Origin of the sequence: Micromonospora sp. NPDC000207 (genome assembly GCF_040300925.1) — a bacterium.
Taxonomy (GTDB): domain Bacteria; phylum Actinomycetota; class Actinomycetes; order Mycobacteriales; family Micromonosporaceae; genus Micromonospora.
Map to the genome: position 1 here is coordinate 25,435 of NZ_JBEPEQ010000014.1, position 23,125 is coordinate 48,559.

21 protein-coding genes are annotated in these 23,125 nt (G+C 72.2%); 12 read left to right on the top strand and 9 right to left on the bottom strand.

Annotation, left to right across the window (positions count from 1 at the left end):
- Positions 1–86 precede the first annotated feature (86 nt).
- From ABT336_RS05930 to ABT336_RS05940, 3 genes are all read right to left on the bottom strand, one after another.
- Positions 87–1,229 (bottom strand): DUF4192 domain-containing protein, encoded by a 1,143-nt coding sequence (locus ABT336_RS05930; protein ID WP_350895379.1) that lies wholly within the window; start codon positions 1,227–1,229, stop codon positions 87–89.
- 344 nt (positions 1,230–1,573) lie between these two features.
- A complete protein-coding gene (locus ABT336_RS05935; RefSeq protein WP_350895380.1) occupies positions 1,574–1,720 on the bottom strand; it encodes a hypothetical protein in 147 nt (48 codons plus the stop codon).
- A 323-nt stretch (positions 1,721–2,043) separates the two neighbouring features.
- Positions 2,044–2,592: a hypothetical protein gene (locus ABT336_RS05940; protein WP_350895381.1), complete on the bottom strand. Its 549-nt coding sequence runs from the start codon at positions 2,590–2,592 to the stop codon at positions 2,044–2,046.
- Positions 2,593–3,053: 461 nt separating this feature from the next.
- Here ABT336_RS05940 and ABT336_RS05945 point away from each other — a divergent pair, with 461 nt between their 5' ends.
- From ABT336_RS05945 to ABT336_RS05975, 7 genes are all read left to right on the top strand, one after another.
- Positions 3,054–3,860 (top strand): helix-turn-helix domain-containing protein, encoded by an 807-nt coding sequence (locus ABT336_RS05945; RefSeq protein ID WP_502891115.1) that lies wholly within the window; start codon positions 3,054–3,056, stop codon positions 3,858–3,860.
- The gene (locus ABT336_RS05950) at positions 3,851–4,042 is read left to right on the top strand and encodes a DUF397 domain-containing protein (RefSeq protein WP_350895382.1); all 192 of its coding nucleotides are present in this window, start codon (positions 3,851–3,853) and stop codon (positions 4,040–4,042) included. The genes ABT336_RS05945 and ABT336_RS05950 overlap by 10 nt, the downstream gene beginning before the upstream one ends.
- A 148-nt stretch (positions 4,043–4,190) precedes the next feature.
- Positions 4,191–5,093, top strand: a complete 903-nt coding sequence (locus ABT336_RS05955; RefSeq protein WP_350895383.1) for a fructosamine kinase family protein — start codon at positions 4,191–4,193, stop codon at positions 5,091–5,093.
- Between the two features lie 24 nt (positions 5,094–5,117).
- Positions 5,118–6,131, top strand: coding sequence for a GTP 3',8-cyclase MoaA (gene moaA / locus ABT336_RS05960; RefSeq protein WP_350895384.1), 1,014 nt, complete (start codon positions 5,118–5,120; stop codon positions 6,129–6,131).
- A 2-nt stretch (positions 6,132–6,133) separates the two neighbouring features.
- On the top strand, positions 6,134–6,382 hold the full coding sequence (locus ABT336_RS05965; protein WP_350895385.1) for a MoaD/ThiS family protein: 249 nt from the start codon (positions 6,134–6,136) through the stop codon (positions 6,380–6,382).
- 11 nt (positions 6,383–6,393) lie between these two features.
- Positions 6,394–7,752 carry a metallophosphoesterase gene (locus ABT336_RS05970; protein ID WP_350895386.1) on the top strand — a complete coding sequence of 453 codons (1,359 nt, stop codon included), beginning with the start codon at positions 6,394–6,396 and terminating at the stop codon, positions 7,750–7,752.
- A gap of 115 nt (positions 7,753–7,867) precedes the next feature.
- A complete protein-coding gene (locus ABT336_RS05975) occupies positions 7,868–11,065 on the top strand; it encodes a UvrD-helicase domain-containing protein (protein WP_350895387.1) in 3,198 nt (1,065 codons plus the stop codon).
- A 28-nt stretch (positions 11,066–11,093) separates the two neighbouring features.
- Here ABT336_RS05975 and ABT336_RS05980 read toward each other — a convergent pair whose 3' ends face one another.
- Positions 11,094–11,825, bottom strand: a complete 732-nt coding sequence (locus ABT336_RS05980) for a prepilin peptidase (protein ID WP_350895388.1) — start codon at positions 11,823–11,825, stop codon at positions 11,094–11,096.
- A gap of 341 nt (positions 11,826–12,166) precedes the next feature.
- Between ABT336_RS05980 and ABT336_RS05985 the strand changes: the two genes are divergently transcribed.
- Together ABT336_RS05985 and ABT336_RS05990 are read left to right on the top strand one after the other, a co-directional pair.
- Positions 12,167–12,661 carry an LppU/SCO3897 family protein gene (locus ABT336_RS05985; RefSeq protein WP_350895411.1) on the top strand — a complete coding sequence of 165 codons (495 nt, stop codon included), beginning with the start codon at positions 12,167–12,169 and terminating at the stop codon, positions 12,659–12,661.
- Between the two features lie 152 nt (positions 12,662–12,813).
- Positions 12,814–14,052: an ATP-binding protein gene (locus tag ABT336_RS05990; protein ID WP_350895389.1), complete on the top strand. Its 1,239-nt coding sequence runs from the start codon at positions 12,814–12,816 to the stop codon at positions 14,050–14,052.
- 60 nt (positions 14,053–14,112) lie between these two features.
- Here the strand turns inward: ABT336_RS05990 and ABT336_RS05995 are convergent, their stop codons facing one another.
- Positions 14,113–14,658, bottom strand: coding sequence for a GNAT family N-acetyltransferase (locus ABT336_RS05995; protein ID WP_350895390.1), 546 nt, complete (start codon positions 14,656–14,658; stop codon positions 14,113–14,115).
- A 149-nt stretch (positions 14,659–14,807) separates the two neighbouring features.
- Here ABT336_RS05995 and ABT336_RS06000 point away from each other — a divergent pair, with 149 nt between their 5' ends.
- Positions 14,808–15,353, top strand: a complete 546-nt coding sequence (locus ABT336_RS06000) for a DoxX family membrane protein (RefSeq protein WP_350895391.1) — start codon at positions 14,808–14,810, stop codon at positions 15,351–15,353.
- A 263-nt stretch (positions 15,354–15,616) separates the two neighbouring features.
- Positions 15,617–17,080, top strand: a complete 1,464-nt coding sequence (locus tag ABT336_RS06005; protein ID WP_350895392.1) for a glycosyltransferase 87 family protein — start codon at positions 15,617–15,619, stop codon at positions 17,078–17,080.
- Between the two features lie 14 nt (positions 17,081–17,094).
- Here ABT336_RS06005 and ABT336_RS06010 read toward each other — a convergent pair whose 3' ends face one another.
- The 4 genes from ABT336_RS06010 to moaC all read right to left on the bottom strand — a co-directional run bounded on the left by ABT336_RS06010 (position 17,095) and on the right by moaC (position 19,818).
- On the bottom strand, positions 17,095–17,514 hold the full coding sequence (locus ABT336_RS06010; RefSeq protein WP_350895393.1) for a molybdenum cofactor biosynthesis protein MoaE: 420 nt from the start codon (positions 17,512–17,514) through the stop codon (positions 17,095–17,097).
- Complete coding sequence (locus ABT336_RS06015) at positions 17,508–18,761, bottom strand: molybdopterin molybdotransferase MoeA (protein ID WP_350895394.1); 1,254 nt, start codon at positions 18,759–18,761, stop codon at positions 17,508–17,510. The genes ABT336_RS06010 and ABT336_RS06015 overlap by 7 nt, the downstream gene beginning before the upstream one ends.
- 65 nt (positions 18,762–18,826) lie before the next feature.
- On the bottom strand, positions 18,827–19,354 hold the full coding sequence (locus tag ABT336_RS06020) for a MogA/MoaB family molybdenum cofactor biosynthesis protein (RefSeq protein ID WP_502891116.1): 528 nt from the start codon (positions 19,352–19,354) through the stop codon (positions 18,827–18,829).
- A complete protein-coding gene (gene moaC / locus ABT336_RS06025) occupies positions 19,327–19,818 on the bottom strand; it encodes a cyclic pyranopterin monophosphate synthase MoaC (RefSeq protein ID WP_350895395.1) in 492 nt (163 codons plus the stop codon). Before moaC ends, ABT336_RS06020 begins: the two co-directional genes overlap by 28 nt.
- 758 nt (positions 19,819–20,576) lie before the next feature.
- On the opposite strand from moaC, the gene ABT336_RS06030 reads away from it, so the two are divergent.
- Positions 20,577–23,102: a putative bifunctional diguanylate cyclase/phosphodiesterase gene (locus ABT336_RS06030; protein WP_350895396.1), complete on the top strand. Its 2,526-nt coding sequence runs from the start codon at positions 20,577–20,579 to the stop codon at positions 23,100–23,102.
- Positions 23,103–23,125 lie beyond the last annotated feature (23 nt).

The window sequence follows — 23,125 nt, forward strand, 5'->3', positions numbered from 1 at the left end:
GGTTCTCGCCTCGACGAATCGTCACCGGCGACGATCCCGGTGTACCTCCTTCGACCGACCCAGGCCCTCTGGCCGGTGCCGGGCGCTCAGGCCCGGGGGCCGGGGCCACGGCGACGGGGTCGGCGGTGCCGGGCGCGTACCACCGCCTTTGCCTTGGCGTCGGCGTCGGCGTCGGCGTCGGCGTCGGCGTCGGCGGCCACCGTGCCCGGCCAGCCGTCGAGCCGGGACGGGGGTGTGCCCCGGCGGAGCAGGTCGTCGAGGAACAGCGCGAGCGAGTAGTCGGGATGCTCGGCCAGGGCACGTTCCAGGGTGACGGCGGCGAGCGCGCCCTGTCCCGCCCGCCAGGCGGCGAAGGCGAGCAGACTTGCCGGGGCGGCGCTCACCTCCGGATCGACCCGGCGCAGGACGTCCGACCAGAGCGCGATGTCCTCGTCCCGCCCGTCGGTCCGTTCCCAGGCGTGGTCACGGACCGGCAGGTGGACCAGGAGCAGGCTGAGCCACGCCACCTCGTCGTCGGTCAGGTGTCCGCCGCGACGGTGGCGACGCAGCGTGTCCCGTACCGCCTTCCTCCCGGCCGCGTCGAGCGCCTCCCGCTCCGCCTCGGCGAGCCCCGGGCCGGTCTGCCCCACCGGCTCCGCCTCGACCGGGGACGCCTCGTCGAGCAGTTCCTGGAGCCGCTGTCCGGCCCGGTCGGTGGCGTCCCGCATCGCCGTCCGGGCCGACCCCGTCACCGGTGCCACCTGAGCACTCAACGAGGCCCGGTCGGGGAGGGCCACCTGACCGGCGTAGACCGCCGCGACGCTCACCTCACTCGACGTGGGGTCGTACGCGGTGCCCTCCGGTGGGCAGCATCCGGGGCTGGTGCACAGGTAGGACCAGTACCGGCCGTCGGTCACCCGCAGGGCGTCGATCAGCACCAGGTCGGTGTCGTCGAGCGCGGCCCGGACCGCGTCGATGCTCGGCGTCACCCGGGCCGGCGGACCGTAGCCGACGAGCGTCGTCGCTTCGGCGTCCTGCCGCCCGAGGACCTCGACCAGGTGCCGGGCCGGCAGACCCGGGTCGGTGCCCACCTCGGGCAGGTCGGCCCGGGCGGCGAAGACGATCCGCTGGCCCCGGAACGCGATCACCACCACGCTGTCGACGGGATGGAATCCGAGCAGGTACGGCACGGCGGCGATCAGGTCCCCGGGGGACCGGACGGCGAGCCGTAGTCGATCGATCTGCGTCATGACGGCAGCCTGCGCGGCGACGGCGTCTCCCGTGGGGGCCTGTGGACGACACGCGAGTTATCCACATAACGCAGAGTGTTCTCCCTGGTCAGGGAGTTGGTTTACCTCATGCAAGAAATACGCGCGCGACGCCCGGACGTGCTTCGGCCGACGTCGTCCCACCCGTGGTGCTACCAGTCCCGCCCGGCGACGCCCCATAGCTCGCGGGCCGCGTGGGCGCGAGCGAAAGGACCGTGAGGCGGTACCTAACCACCGACAAAGTGCAGCCACGTCGCCGCTAGGCGGCGGCGACCGCCTGAAAGCCGAGTGCCCGCCGGAGACGCTCCGGCGGGCACTCGGGTTCGTCACCGTGCCAGCGTTACGACGAAGGCCGTCACAGCGCCCAGAAGTAGAGCGGCGCTCCTGAATACACCGGGAACGGTCTTCAGATACTCGACAATGATGCGGTGTCGGTCGCGCGGCGCGTTGTCGGTCTGCCCGTTGGTCGTCATGTCGCAGGAAAGTACGCACGGCGACAGCTTCTGTCTCGCGGGCCGCGAGCGCTGTGCGTGCACTGACATCACCGGCGGTCACAGGAAACTACTCAGCGGAGTCCGATCCTGGAACGTGGGCATGTCCATGCCTGTCTATGCAGTCGGCAGGTACGTTCGCCCGATGTCCGCGCTCGGCCGTTCGGCGCGCAGACTGCGCGAATTCCGGCAGGGCAAGCGCTATGCGTTCCAGCCGTTCGTAAAAGGCCCGCCCCCGGGGCGTCGCGACGGCGGGGGACCGGGGAGACGCCCCGGGGACGGGCGGCCGGGGAGCACGCGCGGGGTCAGCTCTCGGCGGGCTCGGGTTCCGTCCGCGCCCACGCGAGGAAGCGGCGGTCGAGGTCGTCGGGGGACGGACGCTGACCGATCTGGTAGAGCTGGTCACCCGCGTGGGCGAGCATCGCGCCGAGGTGGAGCAGCAGCGACGACCGGTCGCCGTCGAACGCGTGCACGATCGCCCGGCGGCCCGGCTCGCACGGCCACGACTCGCGGCACGCCGAGCACTGCCAGAGTGGGCGCATCGGCACGTGGGACGTACGGGGCGGGTCCGGGACCGGCGTCCTCGACCTCAGCAGGTTGAGCGTGATCGTGCGTGCCTGGTCGTCGGAGAGTTCCATGGGAAACAGGAACCGGCGGACCACCTCAATCGGCGGGAGGTGGCGCAGGTCCCGCAGCGCGCGGTGCGCCATGTAGACCAGCCCGCCGAGGCGCTGCGCCGTCGACCCCGCCTCGCGGTACGTCGGACAGGGCCACGGCAGGGCGCAGCTCTCGCAGTCCCAGAGCGGCCCACACCCAATATGCCCGACCGCGCCGTCGAGAGGCGCGGGGATCATCACAGCGACCGCCCCTGGTTGGCCCGCCACGCCTGAGCGGGCGTCAGGTGCCCCGCCGTGCCAGGGCGGACGACCGGGAAGACAGCCGTACGCTCGTTCGCCCAGTCCGAAGCGACCGGCGTACGCGGGCGGACGGGATGCCGTTGCTGGTCGGACTGTCGGCGTCTACTTCGGCGGCCGAATCGCATGATGCGCCCCTCTCCATGGTTGCCTATGGGGAGGGAGCCGCCCGCCAGCAGACCGGACCGCGAGGCGGCTCCCTCGGGACAGCGGGCGCGGGCGTGCCGGTCGCTCGACGGTGCGACGGTGCTCACCCCCGTCGCGGTCGAACGCGCCCCGCGCTGTCCTGCCTTCCACCTTGGACGGTGCAGCCTTAGGCTCGAAAGAGTCACCGCCCGATCGCGGAACGCAGTGACCGGGCACGGACCGACAGGGAACCGTCGGGTAGGTCATGGAGAGGCGTGGAAACCGTGGGAATCTCACCATCGGAGTACCTGATCCGGGAGTTACGGAGGCGCCGGACTGCCGCCGGGCTGACACAGGCCCAGCTGGGCGAGCGGGTGTTCTGCTCGGACTCCCAGGTCAGCGCCATCGAGACCGGGACGAAGCCCCCGACGCTGCCGTACTTGACTGCGGTCGACGGCGCACTCGACACCGACAGCTACTTCGCCACGCTCTGGGATGAACTGGTCAAGGGCGAGACTGCCCCCGTGTGGCTGCGTGAGTGGGTCGAGATCGAACGCGAGGCGACCGCCCTACGGTGCTACGAACACGCTTTCGTGCCGGGCTTGTTGCAGACCGAGGCGTACGCGCGGGCGACCTTCCGCGCCGCCCGGGTGCCGGCGGCAGACCTCGACCAGCTCGTGGCGACGCGACTGGAGCGCCAAGCGGTACTGGCCCGTGACCCTGCTACGCACCTCTTCGTGGTGCTGGACGAGATGGCACTTCGCCGCGCGTGCGGCAGCGCGGACGTGATGGCCGAGCAGCTCGCGCACCTCGTGACATGCGCCGAGAGCCCTCATATCCAGTTGCACGTCGTGCCGCAGAGCGCTGGTATCTACTCGGGGCTGGCGGGAGCCTTCGTCCTGGCCGACCTTCCGGACGGGGGGCGGGCCGGATACGTCGACAACCAATTGTCGGCGCAGATCGTCGAGCACCCCGAGGGGATCGCTAGGCTTGGTCTGTCCTGGGAGGCGGTCAGAGGTGAAGCACTGCCGCTCAGCATGACTATCGACGCACTCACAGAGGTGGCCAAGACATGGACCTGACTCACGCGACCTGGCGAAAGTCGTCCCGTTCGTCGACCAACGGCGGTAACTGCGTCGAGGTTGCCGACAATCTTCCCGGCGTCGTCGGCGTACGGGACTCGAAGGACCCGGCCGGTCCGGTGCTCGCGTTCACCCCGACGGCGTGGCGGGCGTTCGTAGCCCGGGCGACCGAGCGAGACTGACGCCTTCGCGCGAGTCGACATCGGTCGATTGAAGCCAGGCTGCAGCAGAGAGCTCGTCAGCCGGGCTGCAGTCTCATCGTTGGGAAAGCCGCCAAGGTTGTCGGTGCACCACTCGCACAAAAAGTCGTGAACGGATTTCGTAGCGCTGATGGACCTTGCCTACCTGCGGGCGCATCCGACCCAGTTGCCGACCTTCCTGGCGCACCAGCGGATCCGGGAGACGCCGGTCACCGGCGGCAGCATCTGCGCGGCCTCTCGGCTGACCCTGGACGACGGTCACTCGATCCTGACGAAGTCGTGGCCGCAGCGGTCCGGGGAGCCGACGCCGGAGGGCTTCTTCGCCGCCGAGGCGGCCGGGCTGCACTGGCTGGGCGAGGCGGAGGCGGTCCCGGTGCCGGAGGTCCTGGTGGCCCTCCCGGGTCTGCTGGCGCTCGCCTGGGTGGAGACCGGCGAGCCGACTCCGGAGGCGGCCGAAGGGTTCGGTCGGGATCTGGCTCGGCTGCACCGGGCCGGCGCGCCGGCGTTCGGTGCCCGGTGGTCGGGTTACGTCGGGGCACTGCCGCAGGACAACACCCCGCAGGACGGCCCCTGGTCGACCTGGTTCGCAGGTCGCAGACTCGATCCGTACCTGCGACTGTCTGTGGCGAACGGTGCCCTCACCTCGACGGAGACCGCGCTGGTCGAGGCGGTGATCGAGCGGATCGGCGAGTTCGGTGGGGACGAACCGCCCGCCCGGATCCACGGCGACCTCTGGCCGGGCAACCTGCTCTGGGGGGCCGACGGTCGGGTCTGGTTGATCGACCCGGCGGCGCACGGCGGTCACCGGGAGACGGATCTGGCCCAGTTGGCGCTCTTCGGCGGGGTCGCCCACGGCGATCGCATCCTGGGTGCGTACCAGGACGAATGGCCCCTGGCGGCGGGGTGGCGGGCGCGGGTCCCGCTGCACCAGCTGCACCTGCTCCTCGTGCACACCGCACTGTTCGGTGCCGAGTACCGAGCGGCCGTGGCCGCCGCCGCGCGGGACGCCCTGAGCGCGGGGCACCCTGAGTAACGCCGGACGCGCTACCGTCGACCGGTGCCCCCCGTCGCGCCATCCGCCGAGGGCCTCGTCGACCGGTACGGCCGGGTCGCCCGGGGCCTGCGGGTCTCGTTGACCGACAAGTGCAACCTGCGGTGCACCTACTGCATGCCCGCCGAAGGTCTGCCCTGGCTCGCCGGACCGGACCTGCTCACCGACGCCGAGATCGTCCGGCTGGTCCGGGTCGCAGTGGGTCGGCTCGGGGTGACCGAGGTCCGGTTCACCGGAGGGGAGCCGCTGATCCGTCCCGGCCTGGCCGGGATCGTGGCCGAGGTCGCCGCGCTGCGTCCCCGGCCCCGGATCTGCCTGACCACCAACGGCATCGGCTTGGACCGGGTCGCGTCGGGGCTGCGGGCGGCGGGGGTCGACCGGGTGAACGTCTCCCTGGACACCCTCGACCCGGAGCGCTTCCGGCAGCTCACCCGCCGGTCGCAGCTCGACGCCGTCCTGGCCGGGCTGGCCGGGGCCGCGTCAGCCGGACTCACCCCCGTAAAGATCAACACTGTCCTGATGCGGGGGGTCAACGACGACGAGGCCCCCGCCCTGCTCCGGTTCGCTCTCGACCACGGCTACCAGCTGCGGTTCATCGAGCAGATGCCGCTGGACGCCCAGCACGGCTGGGACCGGAGCCGGATGGTCACCGCCGAGGAGATCCTCGCCGCCCTCGCCACCACGTTCGATCTCAGCCCCGACCCCGCCGTACGGGGTGCCGCCCCCGCCGAGACCTGGCTGGTCGACGGCGGCCCGGCCCGGGTGGGTGTGATCGCCAGCGTGACCCGGGCGTTCTGTGGAGACTGCGACCGGACCCGGCTGACCGCCGACGGGCAGGTCCGGTCCTGCCTGTTCGCCACCGAGGAGTCGGACCTGCGGGGGGCACTGCGGGTCGGGGCGGACGACGACGAGTTGGCCCGGCGCTGGCGGGCGGCGATGTGGGGCAAGCGGGCCGGACACGGCATCGACGACCCCACCTTCCTCCAGCCCGCCCGGCCGATGTCGGCAATCGGGGGCTGACAGTGCAGCAGGTCACCGTCAGGTACTTCGCCGGGGCTCGGGCCGCCGCCGGGGTGTCCGAGGAGTCCGCATCCGCCGGGCGCTCGCTGGACGAACTCACAGCAGAACTGGCGCAGCGGCACGGCGAGCGGCTCGCCGCCGTACTGCGGGTGGCGAGTTTCCTGGTCGACGGAACGGCCTGTCATGATCGTCGTACCCCCCTGCCGGCCGGGGTGACGATCGACGTACTGCCCCCCTTCGCGGGCGGCTGAGGGAGGCTCCGTTGTTGTCGGTCCTCGGGTTCGTGGGAACCCTTGCGCTGATCACCGGTCTGATCCACTACTACCTGTGGCGGCGGCTGGTCCGGGACACCACCCGGCCCGGCCGGTGGCGGCGGATCGGCGCAGTCGCCGCCCTGGTCCTGGGGCTGCTGGTGCCGGCGACTCTGATCGGCACCAGGGCGGGTCTCTACTGGTTGGCGTGGCCCGGATACCTCTGGCTCGCTGTCATGTTCTACCTGCTGGTCCTCCTGCTGCTGCTGGAGGTGCCGCTGTTGGTCGCCCGGGCGGTGCTGCGCCGACGCGAGAACCTGGCCGCTCCGTCCACCGCCCCCGCAGCCCCGGCCCTGGTGGGTGCCGCAACGACGGAGCACCCGAACACCGACGCGGCCGACCAGACCGGGTCCGCACCGGCGGTGGACCGGCCGGAGGTCGCTGCGACGACGGCCCCGGCGACCGGGGGCACCGGCACTGACGGGTCGACGGAGCAGGCAGGTGGCGATCCCGCCCCACAGCCCGACCACGACCCGGGACGACGGCTCCTGCTGGCCCGGAGTGCGGCCATCTTCGCCGGGCTCACCGCTGTCGGCATCACCGGGTACGGCGTCCGTACCGCCCTCGGTCCGCTGCACCTGGACCGGGTGCAGATCCCGTTGGCGAAACTGCCCCGGAGCATGGACGGGCTGCGGATCGCCACCGTCGCCGACGTCCACCTCGGCCCGTTGCGCGGGCGGGTGCACACCGAGCGGATGGTCGCCGCCATCAACCGGCTGAACGCCGACGTGGTCGCCGTCGTCGGTGACCTGGTCGACGGTACGGTCGCCGAGCTGGGCGAGGATGCCGCCCCGCTGCGCGACATCCAGTCCCGGCACGGCAACTTCTTCGTCACCGGCAACCACGAGTACTACTCCGGGGTGGAGGAGTGGGTGGAGGAGGTGGACCGGCTGGGTCTGCGGGTGTTGCAGAACCAGCGGGAGGAGATCCGCGCCGGGGGCGGCGTACTCGACCTGGCCGGGGTCAACGACGTCAGCGCCGCCGGAACCGGGGTGGCCGCTCCCGCCGACTTCGGCGCAGCCCTGGGTGACCGGGATCCGAGCCGCCCGGTGGTGCTCCTGGCGCACCAGCCGGTCGCCGCGTTCGAGGCCGCGAAGTTCGGCGTCGACCTGCAACTGTCCGGGCACACCCACGGCGGGCAGATCGTCCCCTTCAACCTGGCGGTCCGGTTGGAGCAGCCGGTGGTCTCCGGCCTCGGCGAGGTGGACGGCACCAAGGTCTACGTGACGAACGGGGCTGGTTTCTGGGGTCCTCCGGTCCGGGTCGGCGCTCCGCCGCAGATCACCCTGGTGGAGCTGCGATCCGTCTGAATTGGCGGTTTTGTCGATGGCCGGTTCCGGGGTCGACCAGCTGACGGGGGATCGCAGAGGTCACGAGTGTGCGTGGCGGCGGGTGGGTACGTGAGCGGGCGTGACAGGATGCGGCGTGCCCCCGTTCAGTTCCGTACCCTCCGGTGGCCCTCCGTCCTTCGTCGCTGACCTGCACATCCACTCCCGGTACTCCCGCGCGTGCAGCAGGGACCTGACCCTGCCGAACCTCGGCTGGTGGGCCCGGCGCAAGGGCATCGGCGTCCTCGGCACCGGTGACTTCACCCATCCCGCCTGGTACGACCACCTGCGGGAGACACTGCACCCGGCGGAGCCGGGCCTGTACCGGCTCTCCCCCGAGGCGGAGCGGGACATCGCCCGGCGGCTGCCGCCCCGGTTGGCCGACGGGGCCGACGCCGATCCGGTCCGGTTCATGCTCAGCGTGGAGATCTCCACCATCTACAAGCGGGACGACCGGACCCGGAAGGTCCACCACCTGATCTACCTGCCCGATCTCGACGCGGCGGCCCGGTTCAACACCGCCCTGGGTCGGATCGGCAACATCGCCTCCGACGGTCGGCCGATCCTCGGTCTGGACTCCCGCGACCTCCTGGAGATCACCCTGGAGGCGAGCCCGGACGGGTTCCTGGTCCCGGCGCACATCTGGACCCCCTGGTTCTCCGCGCTGGGCTCGAAGTCCGGGTTCGACGCCATCGCCGACTGCTACGCCGACCTGGCCGGCCACATCTTCGCCGTGGAGACCGGGCTCTCGTCCGACCCGGAGATGAACTGGCGGGTGGGGAGCCTCGACGGTTACCAGCTCGTCTCGAACTCCGACGCCCACTCCCCGCCCGCCCTGGGTCGGGAGGCGACCGTCCTGGCAGGTGCCCGGGACTACTTCTCGATCCGGGAGACGCTGCGCACCGGCGACGGGCTGGTGGGGACCGTCGAGTTCTTTCCGGAGGAGGGGAAGTACCACGCCGACGGGCACCGCGCCTGCGGGGTGAACTGGTCACCGGAGCAGACCCGGGCGGCCGGGGGGCGCTGCCCGGAGTGCGGCAGGCCCCTCACCGTGGGGGTGCTCAGCCGGGTCGAGGAGTTGGCCGACCGGCCCGAGGGGCACCGTCGCGCCGACGCGCCGACGGTCACCCACCTCATTCCGCTGGCCGAGATCCTCGGCGAACTCAACTCGGTCGGGCCGAAGTCGAAGAAGGTGGGGGGCAAGCTCAACGAGTTGGTCGCCGCTCTCGGCTCGGAGCTGGAGATCCTCACCTCCGTACCGCTCGACGAGATCGACCGGGCCGGTGGGGAGCTGCTCGCCGAGGGGATCCGCCGGCTCCGCCGGGGCGAGGTCCGACGGGTTCCCGGGTTCGACGGCGAGTACGGGGTGATCACCCTGTTCGACCCGGTGGAGTTGAGTTCCCGAGGGGCCGCCGGACAGGCGGAGACGTTGTTCGACGTACCCGTTCCGGCGCAGCGGCGGGCCCCCGCCTCGACGGCGAAGCCGAAGACCCGGCGTACGACGGTGCCGAAGGCCGAACCGAAGCGGAAGGCCGTCGTGGCACCGCCACCCCCGCCGCTGGCCCCGTCGCCGTCGCCGCACGAACCGTTCGAGCCGATGCTCTCCGGCATGGAGGAGGTCGGGACCGGCCTGCTGGACCGGTTGGACGCCATGCAGCGGGTGGCCGCCTCCGCCCCGGGTGGGCCGCTGTTGATCGTCGCCGGTCCGGGGACCGGCAAGACCCGGACCCTGACGCACCGGATCGCGTACCTCTGCGCCGAGCTGAACGTGTTCCCGGAGCGCTGCCTGGCGATCACCTTCACCCGGCGGGCCGCCGAGGAGCTGCGGCACCGGCTCGACGGGCTGCTCGGGCCGGTCGCCGAGGACGTCACAGTCGGCACGTTCCACTCGCTGGGCCTGACCATCCTGCGGGAGAACGCCGCTGCGGCCGGGCTCGCGCCGGACTTCCGGATCGCCGACGACGCCGACCGGGACGAGGCCCGGTCCGAGGCCGGTACTGACGACGCGGCGTACACGGCGCTGCTGCGCAAACGCGACCTTGTCGACCTCGACGAGTTGCTGACCCTGCCGGTGGCCCTGCTCACCGCCGACCGCAAGCTCAGGCAGCGGTACCGCGACCGGTGGCAGTGGATCTTCGTCGACGAGTACCAGGACGTCGACGCGGTGCAGTACGACCTGCTGCGGCTGCTCAGTCCCGCCGACGGCAACCTGTGCGCGATCGGCGACCCGGACCAGGCGATCTACTCGTTCCGGGGCGCAGACGTCGGCTACTTCCTGCGCTTCTCCGAGGACTTCACCGACGCCCGGCTGGTCCGGTTGAACCGCAACTACCGGTCGTCGGCCCCGATCCTCGCGGCGGCGGTGCAGGCCATCGCCCCGTCGTCGCTGGTCCGGGGACGTCGGCTCGACCCGGCCCGGCTCGACCCGGAGGCCCCTCTGGTCGGCCGGTACGCCGCCGCCTCGGTCGCCGACGAGGCGGACTTCCTGGTGCGGACCATCGACGAACTGGTCGGCGGGCTGTCCCACAGGTCCCTGGACTCGGGGCGGATCGACGGCCGGGCCACCACAGTGTCGTTCAGCGACATCGCTGTGCTGTACCGGACCGACGCCCAGGCCGCCCCCATCGTGGACGCCCTGTCCCGGGGCAACATCCCGGTGCAGAAGCGGTCGCACGACCGGCTGCGGGACCGCCCGGGAGTGGGGGCCATCGCCCGGGAACTGCGCCACACCGGCGGGGTCGACGGTTCGGTGACCGCCCGGGTACGGCTGGCCGCCCAGGTGCTCGCCGACCGGTTCTCGGTGCCGACCCTGGACGGTTCCGGGGCGGTCCGCCCCGCCGACGTACGGGCCGCCGTGGACCTGCTCGCCCCGCTGGCCCGGCGGTGTGGCGACGACCTTCCGGCGTTCCTGTCCCACCTGGCCACCGGGGCCGAGGTGGACGCCCTGGACCCCCGCGCCGAGGCGGTCACCCTGCTCACCCTGCACGCCGCGAAGGGCCTGGAGTTCCCGGTGGTGTTCCTGGTCGGGGCCGAGGACGGGCTGCTGCCGTTGCGGTGGCCCGGCTCGACGCCTGACGACGCGGCGATCGCCGAGGAGCGGCGGCTCTTCTTCGTCGGTCTCACCCGTGCCCAGGACCGGCTCTACGTCACGCACGCCGCCCGCCGGGCCCGACACGGGCCGGAACGCGACTGTTCCCCCACCCCGTACCTCGACCCGATCGACCCGGGGCTGTTCGAGCGGTTCGGCGAGAGCGAGCCCCGGCGTCCCCGGGACCGGCAGCTCCGGCTGATGTGAGCAGGCCCCCGCCCTGGTCGAGGTGGTCTCACCCGACCAGGGCGGCGAGCCAGGCACCTGTCAGCAGGGCCGGTCCGAGGGGTAGCACGGTGTGTCGGCGTACCCGTCCGGCGGCCAGCAGGGCGAGCACCACGAGGCCGTTGAGCACGACGGGCAGGACCAGGCCGAGCAGCAGCACCGGCGGGCCCGACCAGCCCAGCGGCAGGCCCAACACCGTACCGAGCTTGACGTCGCCGAAGCCGAGTCGGGAGCCCGGCGACAGGGCCAGCACCAGGTAGAACAGGGCCGACCCGACCGCCCCGACGAAGGCGGTGACCAGCCGGTCGGGGACGCCGGTGAGCAGGGCGGCACCGGTCAGGCCGACCACTGCGAGCACTCCGGCCGCCCCCACCAGCGGGTCCGGCAGCCGCAGACAGTCCAGGTCCACAGCGCCGAGCACCAGCCCGACGGCGGTCACCGCGAGCAGCGCGGGCAGCCCCGGGTCGTCGGGGCGGGCCGCCGCCAACCCGCCGAGGGCGACCGCGCCGAGCAGCACCGCGACTCCGACCGGCGGTCCCAGTCGCCGCCCGCAGTGGGCACACCGGTGCCGGAGCCACCCGGGGAGTCCGCGCGGCAGCGGCTCGTCGCACCGACGACACCCCGTCCGGTACGCCGTCGCGGCGGCCACCGCCAGCCGATGGGTGACCCCGGGTACCGCCGCACCGGCCAGCGCCCCGGCGACGACACCGAGCAGGGCGACGACGGGCACGTCGACCGACATGGACGTCGATGTTATCCACAGTCGGCCCGACGCGCGGCCCCGAACCTGCGGGAAGTCCCGACCTGGCGAATCCTCGACCCCGGCACGCATCGAAGTCGTGACCCTTCGGAACGTGAGCTGATCATCGTGTCGCGCTACCGTGACCCGGTCGGGTCGCTCAGCGCAGGTCGGCCCCTTCTCCACCGGGAGGCGTCATGGCGTACCACAGGCCACCGGGTAGCGGCAGTCCCGACGCGTGGTCCGACCACGACCCCGACGCTCGGTCCGACCACGACCAAGCCCCCTACCGGGGGTACGCCCCCACCGACGAGCGGCCACCGGCGGGCGGGTCGGCGTACTCGGTGCTGCCGTTTCCGCTCGAAGGACCCGGCGTCGACCCGGAACCCCCACCCCGTCGACAGTGGCGGATCCGACTGCTCGCGATCGCGGTGGCCTTCACCGTCGTCGCACTCGCCGGTGGCGGCGCTGTCTTCCTGCTGAAACGGTCGGCCGAGGAGCCGGTCGCCGACGCCACCCAACCGCCGGCCGCCGGGGCGGACCTGCCCGATCCGGGCACCCCCTCCCCGGGTGCCGCCCCGGAGTCGTCGGCCGACCCCCGGTTCGCTGAGGTGGGGCAGTGTGTCCGCAACGACGGCATGGTCGACGGGCAGCCGAAGCTGCTGATCACCGAGTGCGCCCCGAAGACGTACGAGGTGTTGCGCCGGTTCGACGAGGCGACCAGCGGCGGGCGGGACGCCGAGGCCAAGTGCGCCGGGGTCGAGGGGTACACCAACTGGTACTTCTACGACAGCGACCTGGACACCCTGGACTTCGTCCTCTGCCTCAAGCTCCGCTGACCGCGCCGGGATCGGTAGCCGAATCTAGGCGGGTCTTCGACGAGGGCTAGAAACCCCTAGACACCTGTCGAGACGTCGCCCGCCCCGACACGCCGTACCCACCTCTACGGGAATCTATCGTCGCAGCTAGACGGGCCGATACTGTGCGAGTCGTGGATCCGGTCCGCAACCCGTACGCCCCCGGGGCGGGGCAGCGTCCGCCCGAGCTGGCCGGGCGTGGGCGTGAGTTGGACGTGTTCGACGTCGTCCTGGAACGGATCGCCAGGGGGCGACCGGAACGCAGTCTGATGCTCACCGGGTTGCGTGGCGTCGGCAAGACGGTGCTGCTCAACACGCTACGGTCGCAGGCGATCGGACGACTCTGGGGCAGCGGCAAGATCGAGGCCCGGCCCGACCAGTCGTTGCGCCGACCGATCGCCGCCGCCCTGCACATGGCGGTCCGCGAGTTGGCACCCCGGCACCGGGCGCCGGAGCGCATCGACGCCTTCCTCGGTGTCCTGAAGGCCTTCGCCCAACGGGCCGCCCCGACCGGCCGGGGCGGCACCCCGCCGAAGGTGCGGGACCGGTGGCAGCCCGGCATCGACGTACCGGCAAGCAGCGGGCGGGGCGACTCCGGGGACATCGAGATCGACCTCGTCGAACTCCTCACCGACGCGGCGGCGGTCGCCGGTGACGTCGGTACCGGGATCGCCGTCTTCATCGACGAGATGCAGGATCTGGGGGCGGAGGACGTCTCGGCGCTCTGCGCGGCCTGTCACGAGCTGTCCCAGCTCGGTGCGCCGCTGATCGTGGTCGGGGCCGGTCTGCCCCACCTCCCGGCGGTGCTCAGCGCAGCGAAGTCGTACTCCGAGCGGCTGTTCCGGTACCAGCGGATCGACAGGTTGGACCGGCTCGCCGCCGACCAGGCACTCTGCGCCCCCGCCGACCGGGAGCAGGTCGAGTACGAGCAGAAGGCCCTCGACCTGCTCTACGAGTTCTCCGGCGGGTACCCGTACTTCGTCCAGGCGTACGGGAAGGCGACCTGGGACCACGCGCCGCGCTCCCCGATCACCGACGCCGACGTCCGGGTGGCCGCCCCGGAGGCGGAGGCGGAGTTGGCTGTCGGGTTCTTCGGTTCCCGGTTCGAGCGGGCCACCCCGGCGGAACGGGAGTACATGCGGGCGATGGCCACCCTCTCCGGGGTGGTGGAGGGCGCGGACGGCGTCCGGGACGACATGGACGCGGCGGTGCCCACCGCCGAGATCGCCAGGTCCCTGGGGCGCAGACCGGCCAGCCTGTCACCGGCCCGGGACGCCCTGATCAAGAAGGGGCTGATCTACTCGGGTGAGCGCGGCACCGTCGCCTTCACCGTCCCGCACTTCGGCCGCTACCTGCGCACCCAACCGGCCTGACCCCTCCACCGGGCCGCGCCGCCCCGGAAGCCCGGCCCACGCCGCCCCCGGAGGCCGGGGTCAGACCTTGGCCCAGGGGGCGGGATAGAGGACCTCGCCCTGTGGCGGCGGCTGCTCACCGCTGACCGACGGGGGCAGGGTCAGCGCCTGCCACGGCTCCCCCAGCCCGGACCAGGGGCCGGTCAGGCCGGCCCGGTCGGCCGACTCGAAACCGAAGCGCCGGTAGAAGGCGGGGGCACCGAGCACCACCACGAGTCGTTCGCCCAGCTCGGTGGCGCCGTCCAGGGCGGCCTGCACCACCGCCGTACCGTGTCCGGTCCGTTGCCTGTGGGGTGCCACCGCGACCGGTCCGAGGGCCAGCGCCGGGACGAAGCGGTGACCGGTACGGACCCGGACCCTGCTGAGCAGGGCGTAGCCGACCACCTCACCGCCGTACTCGACGACCATCGCCAGTTCGGGGATCCAGGATTCGCCGCCGCGTAGCTCGTCGACGAGTCGCACCTCGGGTGGGACGGTCACGTCGGGACGGGCGAACGCGGCGGCCAGTACCCGCCGGACCGGGCCGGCGTCGGCCGGACCCTCCGGTCGGAGCCGCAGGCTGGTCACGCCGCGAGGTTACTCCCTGAGCGATCCATCGTTGACGATCGGCGCGGCGTGGCGCGGCGGGGTTCCGACCGGACCGACACCACTGGGGTACGGGTCCGCAATCGGCGGTTGCCGGGATAGCCGACGCCCCGACGGGGTATGACTGGTCCATGAAACCCGTGCGCTCCCTCGCCCGAGTCATGTTGAGCGGCATCTTCGTGGTCAGCGGTGCCCGTGGCCTGCAGAACCCGGGGCAGCTCGCGTCGACAGCGAAGCCGGTGACCGACCGGATCGCCCCGTTGATCGAGAACACGGTGCCCGGTGTCCCCACCGACACCGAGTCCCTGGTCCGGATCAACTCGGCGGTCCAACTCGGTGCCGGTCTGATGTTGGCGACCGGCCGGTTCTCCCGTCCGGCGGCGCTCCTGCTCGCCGGGACCCTCCTGCCGACCACAGCGGCCGGTCATCCCTTCTGGAGCAACGACGACCCGGCCACCCGCACCAGCAACCAGGTCCACTTCCTGAAGAACCTCGGGCTGCTCGGTGGGCTGCTGCTGGCGGCGGCGGACACCGAGGGCCGTCCGGGGCTGCGGTGGCGGGCCGGTCACCGGATCGGGCACTCACGTCGGTCGGTGCAGCGGGCCGTCCGTACCGCCCGGCGGGAAGCCCGGATCGCTGTCCGCTCGGCGGCCACGGCACGCCGAATCCCGGGCTGACCCCCGGCCTCGGACCGGACCACGAGCCCACCCGGCCACCCCCTCTGACCTGCACGTCGGTGACCCCTCCCCGGCCGCATCCCCCAGAAGTTCCACCAATCACCTGAACCATCTCCAAGGCGTTAACGTGCAAGAAACGTCGCAAACAGGTGTGGGATCGGACACGGTCATATAACGCGGGAGGCAAAGACGTGCGGCACCGTTCTAGGCTCCGTACCGGACCTGGACGGACAACGAGATTTTGGTACGGGGGTGGCCACGCCATGCCGGCGACCGTCGGGAGACGGGCGGGCCGCTTCGCCCAAGTCCAGCGGCTGATCCGACGGATCGACCGACGGACTGTTGTCCGCCTCGGTGTGGTGGCCGCCGTGGCGTACGCCGCGTGGCTGGCCGTCGGGCTCTTCGGGCGGCCCTACAACTTCTTCGACATGCGGATCTACCACGGTGCAGTGGTGTGGTGGGCCAGCGGTCGTGAGCTGTACGAGTTCATCTCGCCCGGTACCACGTTGGGCTTCACCTACCCGCCCTTCGCCGGTCTGCTGATGCTGCCGATGGCCTACCTCTCCGTGGGGGTGGCCGGGCTGCTCAACGCGGTGGCCAGCATCGCCGCCCTGGCCGTGGTCCTGGCCGCGCTGCTGCGTCCGATCATCGACCGGCTGGCCTGGCCGCTCTGGTTCACCGTGGGCATCGCCACCGCCCTGGCGCTGGCCCTGGAACCCGCCCGCGAGACCCTCGGCTACGGACAGGTCAACCTGCTGCTGTTCGCGCTGGTCATGGGCGACCTGGTGGGTCTGCGCTGGCGGTCCCGACGCGGCACCCGGTACGACCCGACCGCCGGGCCGCTGCACCGGTTCGTGTTCAGCGGCGCCTGGGCGGGTGTCGGTATCGGCCTGGCCACCGCGATCAAGCTGACCCCCGCCCTCTTCATCGTCTATCTGGTCATCACCCGGCAGTGGCGGGTGGCGGCCACCGCCATCGGCACCACAATCGGGGTGACCTTCGCTTCCTTCGCCGTCGTCGGCGCGGAGTCCCGCGCCTACTTCGGCGGGGTCCTCTGGCAGACCGAGCGGGTCGGCGCGGCGGACATGACGCCGAACCAGTCCCTGGCCGGGCTGCTGGCCCGGCTCTACGACTCGATCGACAGTCCCGGGCTGCTCTGGCTGGCCTTCTCGGTCCTCCTGCTCGCCGTCGGGCTGTCCCGGGCGGCCACCGCCCGCGCCGACGGCGACGAACTGACCGCCTTCACCCTGGTCGGGCTGACCGCCAACGTGATCAGCCCGATCTCCTGGACCCACCACCTGGTCTGGGTGATCCCGGCGATCATCATCCTGGCCGACGGCGCGCTGCGTCGCCGCGACGCCAGCCGGGGCCTGCCCCCACGGGTGACGAACGGACTGCCCGACGGCGGTCCGCCGGGGGTGGCCGGGCTCCGCCCGCCGATCTGGTACCCGACCCTGACCGGTCTACGGCACGGCGTCGCAGCCCTCGGGCTCTACCTGCTCTTCCTGGTCTCCCCGATCTGGCCGTACGAGCACCAACTCCCCGAGGTGTCCCACTACCACCACGGGCTGTTCGGCGTCCTCATGGAGAACTCCCTGGCGCTGGCCCTGATCGTGCTGGTGGCCGCGCTGCCGTGGCGGCCGGGGGCCGAGCCGGCCTTCTACCCGGACCGCGCCGGGCACCAGGCCGGACGCCGTACCCACCGACCGGTGGTCACCCGCTCCTGACCCGCCGCCGACGGTCAGGGGCAGTTGACCCACTCCTCGGTGCCGTCGGCGAACACCTGCCGCTTCCAGATCGGCAACCGGGCCTTGACCTCGTCGACCAGCCGCGCGCAGGCGGCGAAGGCGGCGGCCCGGTGGGCGGTGCTGACCGCCGCGACCAGTGCCACGTCCCCGACGGCCAGTGGGCCGATGCGGTGCGACACCGCCACCGCGTAGACGTCGGGGTCCGCGCCGATCTCGGCGGCCACCTCGCGGAGCACCTCGGCGGCGTCGGGGTGTCCCTCGTATTCGAGTGTCGACACCGCCCGGCCGTGGTCGTGGTCGCGGACCACCCCCTGGAAGGAGACCACCGCCCCGGCCCGCCGGTCGGCCACCGCGGCCTCGTGTGCGGCCAGGTCGAGAGGCTCGGTGGTCACGGTGCCGAACGCTGTCACCACGTCCGTTCCCCAGGCAGCAAGGGCAGCGGTACGACCCGGACCCGGTCGCCGACCGCCCCGGAGGTGCCCGGCGGGATCACCGCGAACCCGTCCGCCCCGGCCAGCCCGCGCAGCATCGCCGAGCCGACGTGCCGGACCGGGTACGCAGTCCCGGTCGCCCGGTCCAGCCGGACCAGCGCCAGATGGGTGTAGTCGCCCCGGCCGGGGACCGGCTCGGCGAGGGTGACCTGCGGCAGCACCGGCAGCTGACGCCCCTGGAGTCCGGCCAGCAGCGGCGCGACGAGCGAGACGAGGGCGACCACTGCGGACTGCGGGTTGCCCGGCAGACCGGCGACGAAGCGGACCCGCCCGTCGTCGGAGGTCACCCGGGCCAGCAGCATCGGGAACCCGGGGCGGACGGCGACGGTGTTCACGACGTGGTCCGCGCCGAGCGCCTCCAGCGCCGGATGCAGGTGGTCGACAGGCCCGTGCATGGTGCCCCCGGTGGTGCAGACCAGGTCGGCGGTGCCGAGCGCGGACCGCAGTGCCGCCACGTGCGCGGGCAACGTGTCGGCGACCGGGCCGACCACGTCGGCGGCGCGCACCTGACATCCGTACCGGCGCAGCCAGGACGGCACGGACGGGCCGAGGGAGTCCCGTACCCGGCCGTCGGCGGGTGGTCCGGAGGTGAGCAGTTCGTCGCCGAAGACCAGCAGCGCGGCCCGGGGTGGGCGGCGCACCTGGAGGGTGTCCTGCCCGCAGGAGGCGGCCAGCCCGATCAGTGCCGGGTCCACCGGCGTGCCCGAAGCGACCAGCTCCTCCCCGGCCCGGGCCTCCTCGCCGGGCAGCCGCCACTCCGGTCGGGGGCGGGGAACACCTGTCACCAGCCCCTCCGGGTCCCGGGCGGAGTGCTCGATCCGGACGATCGCCGTGGTGCCCTCCGGCACCATCGCCCCGGTGGCGATCTCCACCGTGGTGCCGTCGCTGGTGAGCGGGGCCGGGGTGCTGCCGGCGAGCACCCGTCCGACGACCCGCCACGGCTGTCCGCCCCGGACCGCCCACCCGTCCACGCTGGAGGTGGGGAAGGCCGGCAGGTCGGTCCGGGTGGTCAGCGGTTCGGCGAGGGTGTGTCCGTCCGCCTCGGCCAGCGGCCGGGGGGTCGACGGCAGCGCGGCGGCCAGCCCCACGGCGTACACCCGGGAGCGGGCCTCCTCCCAGCCGGCCGGCGGCGGCTCGGCGACCGGGGCCGAAGGGGGTTGGGTGCTCACTGGACCGCCTCTCGGGGGTACGGATGGGCCGGGGCCGGACCCCCGAGCCTAGCCGCGGGAACGGTTCAGTGGTCGCCTCCGGCGAGCTGCTGCACCGTGTGGGCGAGGATCGGGGCGAGGACCGCCAGGCCGTCACGGGCCCCACCGGTCGAGCCGGGCAGGTTCACCACGAGCATCCGGCCGACCACCCCGGCGAGCCCCCGGGACAGCGCCGACGTCGGCACCCGCTCCCGGCTGTACGCCCGGATCGCCTCGGCGATGCCCGGGATCTCGTAGTCGAGCAGGGCCCGGGTCACCTCGGGGGTCCGGTCGGTCGGGGTCACTCCGGTGCCGCCGCTGGTCAGGACCACCTGCACCCCGTCGGCGAGGGCCGCCCGCAGGGCGACGCCGACGGGTTCGCCGTCGGGCACCACGACCGGCCGGTCGACCGCACAGCCGAGCCGACGCAGACCGTCCACGAGCAGTGGCCCGCTGGTGTCGACGTACACCCCGGCCGCCGCCCGGTCGGAGGCGACCACCACCCGGGCGTGGATGGGGTTCGGCGCCGTACCCGAGTCCTCCACTGTCACTGCCGGTCCGCCGGGCGGTGCCACTCGCCGGTCTTGCCGCCCGACTTGCTGAGCACCCGTACCGCGTCGACCGACGCCGCCGGGTCGACGGCCTTGACCATGTCGACGAGGGTGAGTCCGGCGACCGCCACGGCGGTCAGCGCCTCCATCTCCACCCCGGTCCGGTCCGCGGTCCGGGCGGTGGCGGTGATCTCCACGGTGTCCGGGGTGAGCTGCAGGTCGACAGTCACCTTGTGCAGGGCGATCGGGTGGCAGAGCGGGATCAGGTCGGGGGTGCGCTTGGCCCCCATGATGCCGGCGATCCGGCCGACGGCGAGCGCGTCGCCCTTGGGTAGCCCGTCCCGCCGGAGCAGGTCGATCACCTCGGGGGTGGTCCGCAGCCGGCCGGCGGCGACGGCGGTCCGGCCGGAGACCGGCTTGGCGGAGACGTCGACCATGTGGGCCGCGCCCGCCGCATCGACGTGGGTGAGCTGCGTGGGTTCGGTCACGGTCGGCAAGCCTAGTCCCTCGGTACGCACACACCTGTGCGACCCGTCCGTCACGGACGATGAACACGGGCACCAATAGTCACCACCGGTTCGCCAATGGCGATGGTCGGTGATCGGGGTTCGATGCGTCGACACGACCCGTTGCGTGAACACTCCCCGACGTCACCGCATTGCGTCGTACCGCAGTCGGCCAATCACTCACGACGATGAGTTCCACGAGCCGAACCGGCCGTATTCAACGCTTCGACGGTAGCGTCCACGACTGATCACCTTGCGCGATCATCGCCATTCTTCCGTCACGTCGGCCGCCGGGAATCGCTGCCATCACCCCTGATCAGGGGATGTTTCCGCAGGTGGAAGGCGGTTTTTGGATGCCGGTTCGAGACGGGTTGAAGTCACCGGCAAGAATGCGGTTCAGTACGTCGCCGACAGGCAATGAGAGTCGGACGTCCAGCCACCGTACGGTCGCGCAGCGAAATCCTCCACCGCGCTCCGTTCTCCGCCCTGGACAGAACGTGACAAATACGGCCCGACTTGGCTTATGTTGCCCATAACGACATTTATTCCTTCTAACCGGGTGAAAGTTCCCCTAATCTTGCCACCAGACAGAGGCGCCCTCTTTCTTCGGAACACCTCGAATCGATGCTGGGGCATGAAGGGAGCGGAACCGTGCGTGGTACCGACTGGACCTGAATCGACTGAAGCGACGGCGCAACGACTAGACTGCACGCATCACGACGTGATGCCCGGGGAGTGGTGTGACACTTTCCCAGCGACGAGCACACGAGACCGACAGGCGGCTACGGCTGCTCGTCGGTCTCGTCGTCGTTCTCGCCACCGCCGTCGTCGGCGGGGCGCTCCACCTCGCCGTGACCTCGCCCTTCCCCACCTCGGCCACCGACGGCGCGACAGTCGTGATGCTGGCCTTCCTGATCGCCGTGGGCACCCGGGTCACCATCCGGATCCGGATCCGCTCCACCAACCAGTCGATCAGCTGGAACGAGACCGCGATCATCGTCGGGGCGGCCATCGCCCCCGGCCCCTGGGTGGTGCTCTGCACCGCCGTGGGCATCGCCATCGCCTTCCACAGGCTGCCCCGGATCAAACTGGCCTTCGGCGTCGGCAAGAACGTCCTGGTGGCGCTCGGCGCGGTCATCACCCTGACCGCCCTGGACTGGCGCTGGCCCCCTGAACAGGCCTTCGACATGGTGGCACCGCTGGCGGTGGCCTACCTCGTCGCCGCCGTCATCGACGACGTCCTCGCGATCCCGGCCATCGCCCTGGCCAGCGGGAACAAGATCCCCCGCCAGTTCCGCACCAACCTGGACCTCCGGCTCGCCGGCTTCGCCGCCCGGTTCGTGGTGGCGGTCTGCACACTGCTGATCCTGCGGGCCGACCCACGGCTGCTGCTCGCCGTACCGCCCCTGGTGCTCAGCCTGCACCTGGCCTACTCCGCCCGGGTCCGGGCCCGGACCGAGCAGCAGACCTGGCAGCGGCTCGCCCGGACCACCGACGCACTCAACGTCGTCGACCTCGACCGGGTCCTGACCACAGCCGTCGTCCAGGCCGCCGAACTCTTCTCCGCCGACGAGGTCGAGATCGCACTCCCCACCGTCGACCGGACCGTACGCGGCACCAACGCCGGCATCACCTACGACGGCCCCCACGACGACACCGCCGCCACCACCGGCACCGTCGTCCCGATCGCCCTCGAAGGACACGACGGCACCGACGACGTGGGCGCCCTGCGACTCGGGTTCCACGGGCCGGTACGCCTCTCCGAACGCGAGCAGTACACCCTGCGTACCTTCGCCTCGGCGCTCTGCACCGCGGTCCGCAACGCCCAGGCGTACGCCGAGCTGGCCCGGGTCTCCGAGGAGCACGCCCACGCCGCCAGCCACGACGCGCTGACCGGCCTGGCCAACCGACGGCACCTCCTGGAACAGGGCACCCGACAACTCAGCACCCGACACGCCGACGGGGTCACCGCCCTGGTGCTGATCGACCTCAACCACTTCAAGGAGGTCAACGACACCCTCGGACACACCGCCGGAGACCGGGTCCTCGCCCAGGTCGCCGACCGGTTGCGCCACGCCGCCCGCCCCGACGACCTGGTGGCCCGGCTCGGCGGCGACGAGTTCGCCGTCCTGTTGCGCGGCCTGCCCGCCCCGGCCGTCGCCGCCCACCGCGCCGAACGGCTGCTCGGCGCGCTCGACGAACCCGTCGACGTGGACGGGATGCGGATCAGCGTCGAGGCCAGCGGGGGCATCGCGGTACCCGGTCCCGACGGCGGGATGCCCGAACTCCTGCGCCGCGCCGACGTCGCCATGTACCAGGCCAAACGCTCCGGCCAGCGGCTCTGCACGTACGCCACGACCAGCGACACCGCCGACCTCGCCCGGCTGACCCTCGGCGGCGAACTGCCCCGCGCGGTCGCCGACCAGGAGTTCACAGTCAACTTCCAGCCGATCGTCGACCTGGCCACCGGAGAGGCGATCGGCGCGGAGGCACTGGCCCGGTGGCACCACCCCACCCACGGGATGATCGACCCGATGCGGTTCCTGGAGGCGGTGGAACGCTCCGGTCTGCTCCCCGCCTTCGCCGACGCCATCCTCGACCAGGCTCTGCTGGCCGTCACCGCCTGGCGCGAGGCCGGATTCGACCTGCCGGTCGCCGTCAACGTCTCCCCCCGCAGCCTGCTCGACCCGCAGTTCCCCCGATCGGTGCTGACCCGACTCCGCGCCCACGACCTGCCCCCCGACCGGCTGATCCTGGAACTGACCGAGACCCTCACCCTCAGCCAACTCGACGTCGTCGACCAGGTGCTCGGTCGACTGCGCGACGCCGGCATCCAACTCGCCCTCGACGACTTCGGCACCGGCTACTCGTCGCTGTCCCTGCTGTCCCGCGTCCCCGTACACGAACTGAAGATCGACCGCAGCTTCGTCACCGCGATGGACACCTCCGCCGAGGCAGCCGCCGTCATCCGCTCCACACTGGACCTGGGCCGCAGCCTCGACCTCACGGTCGTCGCCGAGGGGGTCGAGAACGAGCCGCAACGACGTGCCCTCTGGGAGCTGGGCTGCACCGCCGGCCAGGGCCACCTCTTCGCCCGGCCGATGTCCTCCAGCGCCCTCCTGGCCACGTTCCGCCGGGGCTCCGGTGGGCGACCCGGCAGCCTCGCGCCCCCACTGCACGACTCCGGGGCGGTCATCCGGCTGCCCGGCGGTCGCCGCCAGCCCGGCCGGGCCCGCCCCGACCGTCACCCCCACCTGCCCGCCTGAGGGCACCGCACTGCCAGACTGGC